The organism is Vibrio aestuarianus, from assembly GCF_012395185.1.
GTDB classification, from domain to species: Bacteria; Pseudomonadota; Gammaproteobacteria; order Enterobacterales; family Vibrionaceae; genus Vibrio; species Vibrio aestuarianus.
In genome coordinates, this window is the sequence record NZ_JAAZTU010000002.1 from 116,784 (window position 1) to 131,610 (window position 14,827).

Annotated in this window: 13 protein-coding genes; 3 read left to right on the top strand and 10 right to left on the bottom strand. The window is 43.8% G+C overall.

The features are described from left to right. Nucleotides 1-43: 43 nt before the first annotated feature. The 9 genes from HGG78_RS01425 to pilM form a co-directional block, all read right to left on the bottom strand. Complete coding sequence (locus tag HGG78_RS01425; protein ID WP_053309560.1) at nucleotides 44-871, bottom strand: Dam family site-specific DNA-(adenine-N6)-methyltransferase; 828 nt, start codon at nucleotides 869-871, stop codon at nucleotides 44-46. Nucleotides 872-940: 69 nt separating this feature from the next. Then, nucleotides 941-2,440 (bottom strand): SPOR domain-containing protein, encoded by a 1,500-nt coding sequence (locus HGG78_RS01430; protein ID WP_172531873.1) that lies wholly within the window; start codon nucleotides 2,438-2,440, stop codon nucleotides 941-943. Between the two features lie 48 nt (nucleotides 2,441-2,488). Continuing rightward, nucleotides 2,489-3,577 carry a 3-dehydroquinate synthase gene (gene aroB / locus HGG78_RS01435; protein WP_053309562.1) on the bottom strand — a complete coding sequence of 363 codons (1,089 nt, stop codon included), beginning with the start codon at nucleotides 3,575-3,577 and terminating at the stop codon, nucleotides 2,489-2,491. A gap of 24 nt (nucleotides 3,578-3,601) precedes the next feature. Further along, nucleotides 3,602-4,123, bottom strand: a complete 522-nt coding sequence (aroK, locus tag HGG78_RS01440; protein WP_053309563.1) for a shikimate kinase AroK — start codon at nucleotides 4,121-4,123, stop codon at nucleotides 3,602-3,604. 186 nt (nucleotides 4,124-4,309) lie between these two features. After that, the gene (locus HGG78_RS01445) at nucleotides 4,310-5,956 is read right to left on the bottom strand and encodes a type IV pilus secretin PilQ (protein WP_422108873.1); all 1,647 of its coding nucleotides are present in this window, start codon (nucleotides 5,954-5,956) and stop codon (nucleotides 4,310-4,312) included. 89 nt (nucleotides 5,957-6,045) lie between these two features. Then, entirely contained in the window at nucleotides 6,046-6,564 is a 519-nt protein-coding gene (locus tag HGG78_RS01450; protein ID WP_172531875.1) for a pilus assembly protein PilP, read from the bottom strand. Further along, nucleotides 6,551-7,144 (bottom strand): type IV pilus inner membrane component PilO, encoded by a 594-nt coding sequence (locus HGG78_RS01455; protein WP_168520835.1) that lies wholly within the window; start codon nucleotides 7,142-7,144, stop codon nucleotides 6,551-6,553. Before HGG78_RS01455 ends, HGG78_RS01450 begins: the two co-directional genes overlap by 14 nt. Further along, a complete protein-coding gene (locus HGG78_RS01460; protein ID WP_172531876.1) occupies nucleotides 7,137-7,739 on the bottom strand; it encodes a PilN domain-containing protein in 603 nt (200 codons plus the stop codon). Before HGG78_RS01460 ends, HGG78_RS01455 begins: the two co-directional genes overlap by 8 nt. Next, on the bottom strand, nucleotides 7,723-8,739 hold the full coding sequence (gene pilM / locus HGG78_RS01465; RefSeq protein ID WP_172531877.1) for a type IV pilus assembly protein PilM: 1,017 nt from the start codon (nucleotides 8,737-8,739) through the stop codon (nucleotides 7,723-7,725). The genes HGG78_RS01460 and pilM overlap by 17 nt, the downstream gene beginning before the upstream one ends. 143 nt (nucleotides 8,740-8,882) lie before the next feature. Here pilM and HGG78_RS01470 point away from each other — a divergent pair, with 143 nt between their 5' ends. After that, nucleotides 8,883-11,402, top strand: coding sequence for a PBP1A family penicillin-binding protein (locus HGG78_RS01470; protein WP_172531878.1), 2,520 nt, complete (start codon nucleotides 8,883-8,885; stop codon nucleotides 11,400-11,402). A 59-nt stretch (nucleotides 11,403-11,461) separates the two neighbouring features. Here HGG78_RS01470 and oxyR read toward each other — a convergent pair whose 3' ends face one another. Then, nucleotides 11,462-12,352, bottom strand: a complete 891-nt coding sequence (oxyR, locus tag HGG78_RS01475) for a DNA-binding transcriptional regulator OxyR (RefSeq protein WP_172531879.1) — start codon at nucleotides 12,350-12,352, stop codon at nucleotides 11,462-11,464. Between the two features lie 158 nt (nucleotides 12,353-12,510). Between oxyR and HGG78_RS01480 the strand changes: the two genes are divergently transcribed. Together HGG78_RS01480 and HGG78_RS01485 are read left to right on the top strand one after the other, a co-directional pair. Further along, nucleotides 12,511-13,239, top strand: a complete 729-nt coding sequence (locus HGG78_RS01480) for a redoxin family protein (protein WP_171979772.1) — start codon at nucleotides 12,511-12,513, stop codon at nucleotides 13,237-13,239. A gap of 81 nt (nucleotides 13,240-13,320) precedes the next feature. After that, nucleotides 13,321-14,793, top strand: coding sequence for a dihydrolipoyl dehydrogenase (locus HGG78_RS01485; RefSeq protein WP_172531880.1), 1,473 nt, complete (start codon nucleotides 13,321-13,323; stop codon nucleotides 14,791-14,793). Nucleotides 14,794-14,827 lie beyond the last annotated feature (34 nt).

The following is a 14,827-nucleotide window of genomic DNA, read 5'->3' on the forward strand; positions in this document are numbered from 1 at the left end:
GACGGGGAGATCCTAGCTTGATGGATGATTTAGGATGTAAATGTTAGTCGTGGCTATCATTTGCATTAAATAATGCCAACAGTTCATCCACTTTATTACGCCCAGCCCCATTACGGCTAATGGTACGTTTGACTTTGACCACGTTAAGCTCAGCGCCGTGATACAAGCGACGAGTTAGCTTGGTGTCATGGTTAGAAATGAGTACTGGCACACCACGTACTGCCGCTTTTTCTGCAACATCAGCCAATGCGGCTTGATCGTCTAATGAAAATCCATTACCAGCATAAGAGGTAAAGTTGGCGGTGCTAGAAAGCGGAGCATACGGCGGATCACAATACACTACACACCCTTTACGAGTTCGGCGAAAAGTCTCTTCGTACCCTTCACAAATAAAGGTGGCTTTTTTGGCTTTTTCTGCAAAAAACTCCAATTCCGCTTCTGGGAAATAGGGTTTTTTGTAAGAACCAAATGGGACATTAAACCCGCCTTTTTTGTTATAACGGCATAGGCCATTAAAACCAAAGCGGTTCATGTATAAAAATGCCAAAGATCGATATAGCACATCATCGCTCTGATTAAACTCTTTACGTACATCGAGATAGGCTTCTTTGCGATTATTTTCAGCCGTAAACCAACGTTTCGATTCAGTAATATAAAGTTCAGGCTGCTCTTTGAGAAGATTATACAAGTTGATCAGATCTGGGTTGATATCAGCCAACAAATACTGTTCGAAATCGGTGTTGAGGAAGATAGAACCCGCGCCGACAAATGGCTCGACCAATTTACGAGCAGGCGGCAGGTGACGTTGAATATCTTCTACTAGGCCATATTTACCACCAGCCCATTTAAGAAAGGCACGCTGCTTCTTCATTTACTGCTCTATCTTTCAACCACAAAATAAGGCTGCGGAATGTAACATATTTTTGCGCCAAGCTCAGCGTTATTTCGCACGTTCAATCTCTCGGTGTACCTGACTTAGCGATTTAGCCCAAGGACCTACCGATTGCAGCGCCTTAGGTAACGTGGCCACCGCATCACGAGCAAACTGGATCGTTGGGTAGTTATCGTAAGTAATGATGTACCATTCCACGTCATTACGTAATGTTGGGTAAATGCGTATATTTTCTTTCAATTGGTACTGGTCAATAAACTTCTGCGCCTCTTCTAATGAATTAACAGCCGCTAATTGCAAAGTATAACTGCGAGGAGAAAACGCTTTTAGTTCGTCTCTTGCAAAAGAAAATGTAATCTTAACCGGAGCAACATTTTGTGTAATCTGTTCTGAAGGTGTTGTGTTCTCTTGCTCATTTTGACGCTGCGCATCGGCAAGCGCATTATCGATAACCGAGGTATCAACCTTAGTTTGATTACCTTCAAGTAAAGCATCGACAACATCCGATTCAATCACTACACGTTGTTGATCTTCTTCTGTCACACCAACACTTGCGATACTGTCCATTACATCTGGTGGTAATGCACTTGAATCATCGATTGCGCCAACATAACTAGGATCAGTAGGTGTATCTGAACTGCCCGAGGCTGTCTCTGCCGGCTCTGTCGCGATCTTATTGTCCGTATCGGTTGCAGCAATGGCTAAGGTTGGGATCACCGTTTGTTCAACGTTGCTAGCGGTTTGCTGCGCTTCGTCCCCCGGAGTCGGTTGATTCAATAGCCACCAATAACCACCGCCAATCACAACTAATAACAACACAACCAAAGCGGCAATTTTGGCTGGAGAGCCAATAATAGAGCGGATAATAATCCTTCTTTCCATTTTCTGTTCTCCTAATGCCATAATTTCCCCCGGTACTCGTTTTACTTTCTTGTAAGCATTACGAATACGACGTTCCATATTGTCTTCAACGTAGCGCATTACCAAATTTTCGAATAGGCGATCCGCTTCTTCATTGGTCAGCGGTTCAATTTCAAGCTCAACAGGTTTTTGCTCTTGCCCATAGCTCAGACGCGTTAAAAGTGCATCAAGGCTATTGGCTTGTGCAAATAAGACCACGTTAATCGTCCATAGCGGATTAGATTGTGCTTCTAACACTAACATCCACAATTCAGAAATAAGCGCTTCCGACAATAAATGAGCATCGTCGACAACAATCACCACATCACAGCCGCCACCATCCAGTAGATGAGTCAGGCTCTCAGCAAGTGAATCATGAGGATTAAATAAGGGACCGGAGACGATCTGAGTGAGAATGGTCGCGCGACGCTGCTGTTCATCTTGATTAGGATGGCACGATAACAGTGATTGGTTTTTATCTTCCGCCCACGCTTCAAGATATCGCTGAGCAAGCCATGATTTGCCATAGCCTTGGCCACCACCAACCGTAATAACATTAGAACCAAAATTAGTTAAAAGCTGCAAACGTTCTAGCAGCTCTACTTGAGAATCTAATTCTAATACTCGTAACTCATGCGCCAAACTCATTAGGCCATCCTACTGACAAACAATGATCAAATTTGTATCAATGAAGATCTATAGCGTGCGGCAGAAGTCTATCGCTTGTTCAATAATGGCTTCCGGTACACCTTTCACGACTTCTGAAGTACCGATACTCGTCGGCAACACCAAACGCAATTCACCTGAAAGCACTTTTTTATCACGCATCATATGACGCATAAAGTCAGCAAAAGACATGCTTTGCGGTGTATGCACTGGTAACTTCGCTTTCTTGAGTATAGAAATAATTCGCTCAACTTGCTGCTCATCAATCAAACCTTGCAGTTGAGCCGTTTTTGCCGCCATTACCGTACCTGAAGATACCGCTTCACCGTGCAGCCAATTACCATAACCCAGCTCAGCCTCGATCGCATGACCAAATGTATGACCCAGGTTCAATAACGCACGAATTCCTGACTCTTTTTCATCTTGAGCCACAACATCCGCTTTAATTTGGCAACAACGAGCAATCGCATACGCCAGTGCTTTTTCATCTAAAGCGTATAATTTGTCTAGGTTTTCTTCTAACCAAACAAAGAAATCATAATCGTAAATAATGCCATACTTGATCACCTCAGCCATACCCGCAGAAAATTCGCGTTCAGGCAAAGTGGATAAGCATTGTGTATCGATAATCACCGCTTTAGGTTGATAAAAAGCACCAATCATATTCTTGCCCAAGGGATGATTGACTGCGGTTTTTCCACCGACAGAAGAATCAACTTGAGAAAGTAACGTGGTTGGAACCTGAATGAAATCAACGCCGCGTTGGTAGCATGAGGAAGCAAAACCGACTAAGTCACCAATAACTCCACCGCCGAGTGCAATAATCACAACGTCTCGGCTGTAATTACCTTCTAAAAGGTAACTCATTACAGTGTTAAAGGTATCTAAGGTTTTGTACTGCTCACCATCTGGCAGTTCAAGCAAAGAAGCCTGACAACCATAATGCTCAAGAAGCGCTAAAATTTTTGCTGCATACAAAGGGGCAACCGTAACATTGCTGATCACGACTACTTTTTGTTTTGCAGAGAGGAAAGAAAGGAGGGCCGGATCATTAAATAATCCGGCGCCAATTGAGATTGGGTAGCTACGCTCATCTAAACTGACCGTAATCCGTTCCATGGTTTGCACTCCAAAATAAAGAACTTAAGAACGTTCTTCTAGCATTTTTACGATCTCGTTGGCTACCACTTTTGCACTTTGATCGTCGGTACGAACGGTGAAATCTGCGACTTCGTCGTAAAGGTCATTACGCTCACCGGCCAAAGATTCTAAGACTTCACGTGGATTGTCTGTTTGAAGCAATGGACGTTTTTTGTCACGGTTCGTACGTGCAAGTTGTTTTTCAATCGTCGTTTCAAGGTAGACCACAATACCACGAGCAGATAAACGATTACGGTTCTCTTTACTCTTAACAGAGCCACCGCCTGTTGCGAGTACAATACCTTGTTTCTCGGTTAGGTCATTAATTACAGCTTCCTCACGTTTACGGAAGCCCTCTTCACCTTCGACGTCAAATACCCAAGCGATATCTGCGCCTGTACGCTCTTCAATGACTGTATCAGAGTCTAAAAACTCCATATGCAGTTGTTGAGCAAGGTGTCTACCAATTGTACTTTTGCCGGCACCCATCGGGCCAACAAGGAAAATATTGCGTTTCTCAGCCATGTTTAGCAGTAATTTACAACGTTAATTCAATGACATCGCCACAAGATAGGCCAGTATTATACTAACCGTTACTATGTCTGTGGCACCTATTCCTCACAGATAATTCGTGATAAGACCCGAAATTATCTAGATATGGTGGCACTAATGCAACTTTATTTTTTAATCAAGGGCAATATCGTCAGTAAGTTATTGAATGACAACCTTGGGAGTCACAAAAATAAGTAGCTCACTTTTGCCCACCTGTTCATAAGAACGACGGAATAAAACACCGAGTAAAGGCAAGTCCCCCAACAGCGGTACTTTATCAACCGTATTACTAATGCTGTGTTGAAATATCCCACCCAAAACAACGGTTTCACCATTATTAACCAGTACTTGTGTGCCAATACGCTGTGTGTTGATGGCTACCGCTTCTCCTGTACCCGTTTTGACCACTTCCCCTGGTCTATCTTGAGTCACACTCAAATCCAACACTAAACGGTTGTCTGGAGTGATTTGTGGTGTGACTTTTAGGCTCAGCACTGCTTTTTTAAAAGAAACGCTGGTTGCCCCGCTAGAGGAGGATTCGAGATAAGGAATTTCTGTCCCTTGTTCGATATAGGCCGGTTTTTTATTGGTAGTGATCAAACGAGGACTCGAAATAATTTCTGCTTTTGATTCGCGCTGTAGGGCTGAAAGCTCTAAATCCAACAACAAATCAGACCCAAGCTTCGCCACCTGAAAAGCGATACTTGAGGCATTAGCTGATGTTGCGGCAAGGTTTACATTCAAAAAATCATCAACTGGCAATGTACTTTCATTTAACAAACTGGCTTGGAACAAATTACTTTCAATACTTCCTCCTACCGTGTTGTCACCATTGGTCGATGTAAAACCCCAACGCACACCGAGTTCATCTAAGTTACCTTCATTGACGGCCACAATTCTTGCTTCGATTTGCACTTGTTTCACCGGAATATCAAGTGCTGCGATAATGTGCCGAATTACACTAATATTATCGGGAAGCTCGCGGATTAGTAGCGAGTTTGTTCGTTCATCAACGCTAATTGAACCGCGCTGAGAAAGCATGCTCAGGGGACCTTCGCCACCGATCATTTCGGCAATATCCGATGCTTTAGCAAAGTTAATATTAATAATCTCAGAGTGAAGATCCCCTAACTCTTCAGCCAAACGTGCTTTCTCTAATTGCTGCTTTTCTCTACTGTCTAATTCCTGCTTAGGAGCTACTATAATCACATTGCCCTCAACGCGCTTATCTAACCCTTTAACTTGTAAAATAATATCAAGGACTTGCTGCCAGGGTACACCATCAAGGCGCAGTGTCAGGTTGCCAACAACCGAGTCAGACACCACTAAATTGAACTCGTTATAGTCCGCGATAAGTTGCAACACACTACGCACAGGAATGTCTTGGAAGTTAATCGAAATTAATTTGCCTTCGGCTGCCAATAGTTGTTTATTTTGTGGCGCTTCTTCTTGAGTGAGTGGACTCATGACCACCTCAAGATACTTTCCCTTTAAACGGTAATCGTACTGGTATTGACCATTGATGGTAACCAATAACTGTGTGTTCGATTCTTTACGAAAGACCTCTATGCTTTCCACTAACGTTGCAAAATCTTGCACATCCAATACAGATAGCTTTTCGTCTAGCACCTTGGTTTCGAGTAATTCAATGCTTAGGCCTTTTGTCGCTTTTTGCACATTAACCACTACCGATGGCGAGACAAGCTCAACAATCAATACCGCCTCTTGGTTTTTATTGACTCGAAAATCGATATGCTTGAGTTCATTATGCAACTGAGCCTGTGCAGCAATACTTAGGCTAACCATACTCAAAAGCAGGCTGCATAGAAGACCCCGAAAGACCATGACCATCTGTATATAATCCTTTATTTTTAATTGATTTGATTCACTGTCTATTACAGAGCCAATTTGACATTGCGTTTATTCCAACAGCCCAAACCATCTGGCACGATTTCATTAATGAGTAAGTAATTAGCGTCGACACGGGTCACCTTGCCATGATTTTCACCTACATATTGCCCGGCTTTAATTATGACCACATTGCCTTGCGGGGTCTGTATCAAAGCGGATACCGAACCATCGCGGCTCATCAATCCTTTTAGCCTCAGTTCGCTCAAAGTGTAACGCTCAAGCAAACCACTTCTTGAACGACTTGGCGGTTGCCAACAATCAGCTTTCGCCGTTGGGTGGTTCGCCACTATAGCCTCAGGAGGCAACAGAAAAGGTTCGCGGCCTGCACGCTGCTCATAGCGTGCCACGTTCAATGGAATCAACGGTTTTAGTTCTGCCGTCTCTTTTAACGCTTGACCTTCCACTTGCGAGACATAATCACTCAGCGAATCTTGATTGGCTTTACAGCCAACCAACCCACTGAACATGAGAAAAAACACCACCCAAAACCTATTGAATTCCATCGTCAACCTCAGGCTTAAACTGATAGGTATAGGCACGTACCCTAAAATGCAGCGTGCTACTTTCCTGACTAACTCTCTGCCAATCAGCATCATCAAAATTGATGATGCGCGGCAACTTGGCAATTGCTTGTGAAAATTCACCAATATCGTGATAGTCACCAGTCAACTCGATATTCAAAGGCAAGCGGTATAAGAAATCTTGATTTTGCTTTTCACCCCAATCAATGCGAGTAAATGTCAGTGAGCTTTCTAACCCTAATTGATTAACCGCAGCCAACATACTGGCTAACTCCTGTTGCACGGGTAACTGGCGTAGTAAAAAATCATAGCGTAGAGCCAATTCATCAAGCTGAGCTTGCAAGTACGGTAGAGTTGCCGCTTTACTTGCTTTTATCTTTAGTGTCGTTTTTAGCAGCGGCTCTTGCTGCTTTAAAAGCTGTAATTGATCATTTTTAGGCATCAAATAAAACCAAGCACCGATGCCTTGGAGAATCAGTATCAACAGTACAATCACAAGTAACTGAGGTAACAAAGGCCATTCTGTTATCTCATCTAAATCCAAATCTTGAAAACTAACCACGCCGACCTCCCTCATTGGTGCTCTCCATTGAAGGGCGGCTATTCGGTGTAGGAGCATGAAACATAAAAGAGAGACTAAATGTCTGGAACGCTTTACCAAATCGTTGCTTACCATGCACTATCGAATGCATTTCCACTTCAGCTAATAACGGTGATTTTTCTAAATTGTCTAACATAGTGGCCAAGCGCGCTGTACTATCACCAATACCCATCACTTCAATTTTTTGCCCCTGCATTTTGAGCTTATCAATATAAACGCCTTCAGGTATCAACTGCGGCATCAGGTTCATCAACTGAGTGGTTGTATTGCGCTGCCGCTGTAAAGACTCGACCACAGACAAACGAGTCAATAATGCCTTGTGTTCTTGTTCGGTCAGTTTTAAAGCATTAATTTGTGTATCGAGCTTTTGAATATAGTGATTGAGGTAATCTAAACGCGACTGCTGATACAGCGCTTGATCCGTAAGATAAAGACTAATCCCCCACTGAATACCTAACGCGCATATAACTCCTAGCATCGTCAGTCCAATAAAGCGGCGCTGATGTGCAGCTCTTTGTTGTTCACGCCAAGGCAATAAGTTAATACGCTGCAACATGCCGATTCTCCCACCACTCAATGCCTCGCAGTGCCATGCCAGCGGCTGTACTAAAATGCGCCCCTTCAGTTAGCATTCCCTTTTTCGGAGAAGCTTGCAGATCAAACAAAGAAAAGGGGTTTAAAATTTCACATTGAAGATTCAAACGGTAAGTAATTTCAGCGGCTAATTTTGGAGTGCTTGCTCCTCCACCGCAAAGCCAAACCCCCGATAGTCGACCCGCGCCATTGATTGACGTAAACAGTTGAATCTGCCTTTGTAAGCGCTCAATTAACTGATCAATAAATCGCTCTGCGTTATCCACTGGTTTGGCGTTAGCACCATGCGCATCCGATTTCTGTTCCAACCACTGACAACCAAGTGCAATGGTTTTATGAAAAGGAGCCTTATCACTAAAGTCGATACACAACGTTATTTGCGTATAGCCCACGTCCATGAGTAACCAATCGTTGCGCTGGTTGGTTTGGCTGGCTAACTGCCAAATGTGTAATAAACTGTGCGCTTGCATGTCGATATTGATGGGTGTAAAGCCCGCTTTTTGCACAGCTAAAACTCGGCAATCCACCACTTCTTTGCGGATTGCATATACTTGATAATGCTCTGTTGGACCCCGAGAATGTTTTTTTTCGGCTACTTTGACAAAATCGAGACTTAACTCTTGCATTGGAAAAGGAGATTGATGAGAAAATGCCTGATAAATGGCGAACTCTTTTTCACGAACATCAAGAGAGCTATCTATTTGTAATACTTTGCTAATTACTGCATTGTCCGGTACTGAAACTGCGACTTTATGACTAAATAATGGTAACCCCTTTCTTAGTTCTTTGAGTTTCTTTACAATTTTCTGATAATTCAGTGTGTGGTTATCGAAGAAAATGTCTTCAGTAATAGGTAATTCGTTGTACCCAACCAGTACATACGACCCACTCACTGGCTTTAAGACCACCGCTTTAATACTATGGTGGCCAATATCTATACCCGTAACTAATGATTTACCCATGCGGCTTAGCTCCAGTGACTATGCTCGGCTCAACGCGCTTATTTTGAGGTTAAATAAGCAATAATTTATTTTTAGAGCTAAGTTTTTAGCCTAGAGTACAAGGGTTTGCATTAGGGCAACCTCTACTAAACAGGGATTATCCGGTGAAGTTCATAAAGCGTTTGTTCATACTGTCATTGACTTGCATTATTCTTGGAGTCACTACAATATTTGGCTTCTATTTTTACGTGAAGCCAGATCTTCCTGATGTCGCGACTTTGCGCGATGTTCAATTACAGACTCCAATGCAAGTCTATAGCCAAGACGGCAAGCTCATATCTCAGTTTGGTGAAAAGCGCCGCATTCCATTGCGCCTTGAAGAGATGCCACCCGAACTTATCGAAGCAATCATTGCCACCGAAGACAGTCGTTTCTATGAACACTATGGTTTCGACCCAATAGGTATCACCCGTGCCGCAATTGCCGTTGTCGCATCAGGCAGTGCTAAGCAAGGGGCAAGTACGATTACTCAACAACTTGCGCGCAACTTCTATCTCTCAAATGAGAAGAAGATTATGCGAAAAATTAAAGAGATTTTTATTGCCATTCATATTGAGCAATTGCTGAGCAAACAAGAAATTTTAGAGCTTTATCTTAATAAAATTTACCTTGGTTACCGTTCATATGGAATTGGCGCGGCTGCACAGGTTTACTTTGGTAAAGAAGTGAAGGATTTGACGCTGAGTGAAATTGCACTGATTGCAGGTCTACCAAAAGCCCCATCCACCATGAACCCTATTTACTCTGTTGAGCGAGCCACCAACCGCCGCAACGTTGTACTACAGAGAATGCTCGATGAACGATACATCACCCAAACACAATATGAGCAAGCGCGTAATGAACCTTTGATGTCGAAATATCACGGTGCAGAAATCGAGCTAAACGCACCTTATGTGGCTGAAATTGCCCGAGCGTGGATGGTTGAGCGCTACGGTGAAGAGGCTTACACATCAGGTATGATTGTGACCACCACCGTCGACTCTAAGCAGCAACAAGCCGCCAACAATGCAGCGATCAATAACCTACTTGCGTATGATGAACGCCATGGTTATCGCGGTGCAGAAAAAATCGTTTGGAAAGAAGGCCAAACCGCTCTAGGCCAACAGCAAATGGATGACCATTTGAAAAATGAACCGACTTATGGTGATTTGTCCCCAGCCATTGTAACAGCGGTGAGTAATAAATCAGCAAGCGTATGGGTTAAAGGACAAGGACAACAAGATATTCAGTGGGATGGCATGAACTGGGCACGCCGCTTCTTGAGCGATGAACGTCAAGGACCTGTTCCCAACAAAGCGAGCGATATTTTAGCGGTTGGTGAACAAATTTGGGTACGTAACGTAGCCAAAACCAACAGCGATGCGAATAGCGACACTGAAAATGAGATGCAAAACTTAGAACCACAATGGCATTTAAGCCAAGTTCCTAATGCTAACACCGCCTTTGTCGCCATGGATCCTGAAAATGGCGCTGTATTAGCATTGGTGGGTGGCTTTAACTTTGTCCACAATAAGTTTAACCGTGCGACTCAATCTGTCCGTCAAGTTGGTTCCAGTATTAAGCCATTTATTTATTCAGCAGCGATTGATAAAGGGATGACTTTAGCGACTTTAATTAATGATGCGCCAATCAATCAATGGGATAAGAGCCAAGGTACAGCATGGCGTCCCAAAAACTCGCCACCCACTTATATCGGCCCAACACGTTTGCGCATTGGTTTAGCACAGTCGAAAAACGTTATGGCGGTACGAGTACTGCGCGCTGTCGGTCTTGATGAAACGCGAGAGTACCTGACTCGATTCGGCTTCGACATCAACCAAGTACCACGCTCAGAAACCATAGCGTTAGGTGCTGGGAGTTTAACGCCAGTTAAAATGGCGCAAGGTTACTCGGTCTTTGCTAACGGTGGTTATTATGTTGAACCGTATTACATCAGCAAAGTCGAAGGCCCATTTGGTGACTTAGAATATCAGGCCACGCCTAAAATGGTTTGCCACCAACAATGTTCGACGGCGGTAGAAAACGAATTTGCAGAACAAGATGTTGAAACCAACTATGCTCCACAAGTGATTTCAGAGCAAAATGCCTTCTTGGTCCGTGAAATGATGTACAGCAACATTTGGGGTGGCGGTAACTGGCGTGAAGGCACAGGCTGGAATGGTACAGGTTGGCGTGCACAACAACTCAAACGCAGAGACATTGGCGGAAAAACCGGTACCACCAATGATTCTAAAGATGCTTGGTATAACGGCTATGCACCGGGAGTGGTTGCTATTGCATGGGTCGGGTTTGATGATCACAATCGAAATTTAGGTAGAACCACCGAAAACAGTAACGTTGATGATGACGGTGTTTCTGGGGCTGAAGCGGGTGCAAAAACCGCGCAACCTGCTTGGATCGAGTTCATGCGTCAATCATTGGTCGATGTTCCTGCGCAAAATAAGCTGGTGCCAGCCAACATCGTACGGGTACGTATTGATAGAGAAACTGGTTTATTAACCAACAAATTTGATTCAAGTTCCATGTTCGAATACTTCGTCCAAGGTACTGAACCCAAAGAATATGTTGCAGAAAGAGTAACCGACAGCGTGTACTCATCTTCTGCTGGTGAAGAACTGTTTTAATACCAATAGTAGCCAATAACGGTTAGCAAAGAGGCTGATATTCCTATCAGCCTCTTTTTTTATTTTGCGTTTAATTTCAATGTTATCGCATTAGCAAGTTGTTCAAAGCGCTGTCTCAGTGGAGAGCCTGGACGATAAGATAAAACCAAACTACGTGATGGAACTGGGTTGACGGCTTTCACATAGCAGACCCCATCTTTTTCCTTTTCAGCCGGTAAAGATAGCTCTGGTAATAAAGTAATACCCGCCCCCGCCGCCACCATATTACGCAACGTTTCTAAACTGGTCGCTTTAAAGCGTTCGTCATCTTTTGCGCCTGCGGCAAAGCAAAAACCTAGCGCCTGATCTCGCAAGCAGTGACCATCACCCAACGCTAATACTGTGCGACCGTTCAACTCAAGCATGTCCAATTCATCTTTCTGCGCCCATTCATGACCCGCAGGCACGGCAATACTCAGTGGCTCGCTATAAATCTCTATCTCTTTAAATGGTGCCGTTTCGGCAACAGAAGCGAGAATTAAACAATCGAGTTTTCCTTCTTCTAACTGACGAACCAACTGCTGAGTTTGAGCTTCATGTAAATACAGCTCTAGATCAGGAAACTGCTCTTTGAGATAAGGAACAATACGTGGCAAAAGATAAGGCCCCACCGTAGGAATAAAGCCGATATGAATTGGCCCACTCATTGAACCGCCTTGACCACTTGCCATATCTTTGAACGTTTTGACTTCACTCAGAATACGTTTTGCCTGCTCAACCAACTGCAAGCCTGAATCGGTAAACAATACTCGGCGACTACTGCGTTCCAGTAATACCGTTCCTAATTCATCTTCTAATTTACGAATTTGGCCACTCAACGTGGGTTGACTTACAAAGCATGCCTCTGCCGCTTTACGGAAATGTTTATGCTCAGCTAATGACACCAAGTATTCAAAATCACGGATGTTCATTTTTATCCCCAATAGAATTTACCTATCAAAACCATAGCATCAAACGATTAGAGCTATCAAAGAATTTCTTTAATAATAGCTTCAACGAAACAGAGCACGGTCAGAAATAAAACCACTACGCTCAACAATAATTAATCACAAATTATAAGGAAACGACTATGTTCGCATCAAAAGAAGGTCAAGCTGTTCCACAAGTTACTTTTCCAACTCGTCAAAGTGATGCTTGGGTCAATGTTACTACTGATGAACTTTTCAAAGGTAAAACAGTGATCGTATTTAGCTTGCCAGGTGCATTTACACCAACTTGTTCATCAAGCCATTTACCACGCTATAACGAATTGTTCCCAGTATTTAAAGAGCATGGTGTTGATGAAATCTTATGTGTATCAGTCAACGATACCTTTGTCATGAACGCTTGGAAAGATGACCAAGAAGCTGACAACATCACCTTCATTCCAGATGGTAACGGTGAATTTACCGATGGTATGGGTATGCTGGTTGACAAAAATGACCTAGGTTTTGGCAAACGTTCATGGCGTTACAGCATGCTAGTGAAAGATGGTGTGGTAGAAAAAATGTTCATCGAACCAAACGAACCGGGTGACCCGTTCAAAGTTTCTGATGCAGACACTATGCTAAAACACGTAGCTCCAGAGTATAAAACACAAGAATCGATCACTGTATTTACCAAGCCTGGCTGTCCTTTCTGTGCCAAAGCGAAACAAAACCTGATTGACCACGGTCTGCAATATGAAGAAGTGATTCTCGGTAAAGATGCAACGACTGTAAGCTTACGAGCTATCACAGGTCGTACGACGGTTCCTCAAGTATTTATCGGTGGTAAACACATCGGCGGTAGCGAAGAACTAGAAGCTTACTTAGGTTAATCACCCTCAGTCCTAGGGAGTACTCCCTAGGACCTCCCCCAACGAAAACAATGACATATCCAGAATAAAGAGAAGAGCATTATGAAACAATTAAACGTTGATGTTGCCGTAATTGGTGGAGGTACCGCTGGGCTTGGTGCTTACCGTGCAGCAAAAGCACATACCTCAAGCGTAGTTATGATTGAAGGTGGCCCGTACGGTACAACTTGCGCTCGAGTTGGCTGTATGCCCTCGAAGTTACTCATTGCCGCCGCTGAAAGTGCGCACAACATTGAAAAAGCGCCAGCGTTTGGTGTGCACCCACAAGGTGAAATTGTGATTAATGGCCGCGAAGTGATGGATCGCGTTAAACGCGAGCGTGACCGCTTTGTTGGGTTTGTACTGGAAGGGGTAGATGAGATCCCTGCTGAAGATAAGATCTCTGGCTATGCTCAATTTGTCGATAACCATACATTGACCGTTGATGATCACACTCAAATTAATGCCAAACGCATCGTGATCGCCACAGGATCGCGCCCCGCTTATCCTGCTATCTGGAATGAATTAGGTGATCGTCTTGTTATTAACGATGATGTATTTGAATGGGATGTCTTACCACAAGCGGTTGCCGTATTTGGACCGGGCGTTATTGGCTTAGAACTAGGTCAAGCACTGCACCGCTTAGGTGTTAAAGTAAAACTGTTTGGTTTAGGCGGTCAGGTTGGTCCATTAACTGACCCTGAAATCATGGCTTATGCTGATAAAGCATTTAAAGAAGAATTCTATTTAGATGCAGATGTTAAAGTAGAAAGCATGAAACGCATCTCCTCACCTGATGGGCAAGGTGAAGATAAGGTTGAGATTCAATTTATCAACCATGAGGGGCAGCTTGAAATTTTCATTGTTGATTATGTATTGGCCGCAACGGGACGTCGTCCAAACGTTGATAAGCTAGCAATTGACAATACCGATATCGCCCTAGACGAACGTGGCGTACCAACCGCGGATCATTACACGCTGCAAACCTCTGTCGATAATATTTTTATCGCTGGTGATGCAAGTAATCAAATCCCACTACTGCATGAAGCGGCAGATCAAGGTCGTATTGCTGGTGATAACGCCGGGCGCTATCCTGATATTCGCGCTGGGCATAGACGCTCAGTGATTTCCGCAGTATTTTCTGACCCACAGATTGCGATGGTTGGCGAAACCTATAAACAGTTAACGACACGTTTGGGCAATTGCGGCTGTTTTGCAACAGGTGAAGTATCATTCGAGGGGCAAGGTCGTTCACGTGTGATGCTACGTAATAAAGGGCTATTGCATGTTTATGGTGAGCAAGGCACAGGCCGCTTCTTGGGCGCAGAGATGATGGGACCAAACGCTGAACACTTAGCACATTTACTCGCTTGGGCGCATCAAAACCAAATGACGATTTCACAAATGTTGGATATGCCATTTTACCACCCAGTCATCGAAGAGGGCGTTCGCACCGCACTGCGTGACTTAAATGCCAAACTTCATCTGGGGCCAGAGATGATAAAACACTGTTTGGATTGTGGTCCGGGCTGTTAATTTACCCTTCGATTACCACGGTCGCTGCAATGCG

What these genes read in the sequence shown, in the direction of transcription:
- pilM (WP_172531877.1), bottom strand. Translation starts at nt 8,739, where the DNA reads ATGGGTAAATCATTAGTTACGGGTATAGATATTGGCCACCATAGTATT.
- HGG78_RS01425 (WP_053309560.1), bottom strand. Translation starts at nt 871, where the DNA reads ATGAAGAAGCAGCGTGCCTTTCTTAAATGGGCTGGTGGTAAATATGGC.
- HGG78_RS01445 (WP_422108873.1), bottom strand. Translation starts at nt 5,956, where the DNA reads ATGGTTAGCCTAAGTATTGCTGCACAGGCTCAGTTGCATAATGAACTC.
- HGG78_RS01430 (WP_172531873.1), bottom strand. Translation starts at nt 2,440, where the DNA reads ATGAGTTTGGCGCATGAGTTACGAGTATTAGAATTAGATTCTCAAGTA.
- HGG78_RS01485 (WP_172531880.1), top strand. Translation starts at nt 13,321, where the DNA reads ATGAAACAATTAAACGTTGATGTTGCCGTAATTGGTGGAGGTACCGCT.
- HGG78_RS01480 (WP_171979772.1), top strand. Translation starts at nt 12,511, where the DNA reads ATGTTCGCATCAAAAGAAGGTCAAGCTGTTCCACAAGTTACTTTTCCA.
- aroB (WP_053309562.1), bottom strand. Translation starts at nt 3,577, where the DNA reads ATGGAACGGATTACGGTCAGTTTAGATGAGCGTAGCTACCCAATCTCA.
- oxyR (WP_172531879.1), bottom strand. Translation starts at nt 12,352, where the DNA reads ATGAACATCCGTGATTTTGAATACTTGGTGTCATTAGCTGAGCATAAA.
- HGG78_RS01450 (WP_172531875.1), bottom strand. Translation starts at nt 6,564, where the DNA reads ATGGAATTCAATAGGTTTTGGGTGGTGTTTTTTCTCATGTTCAGTGGG.
- HGG78_RS01460 (WP_172531876.1), bottom strand. Translation starts at nt 7,739, where the DNA reads ATGTTGCAGCGTATTAACTTATTGCCTTGGCGTGAACAACAAAGAGCT.
- aroK (WP_053309563.1), bottom strand. Translation starts at nt 4,123, where the DNA reads ATGGCTGAGAAACGCAATATTTTCCTTGTTGGCCCGATGGGTGCCGGC.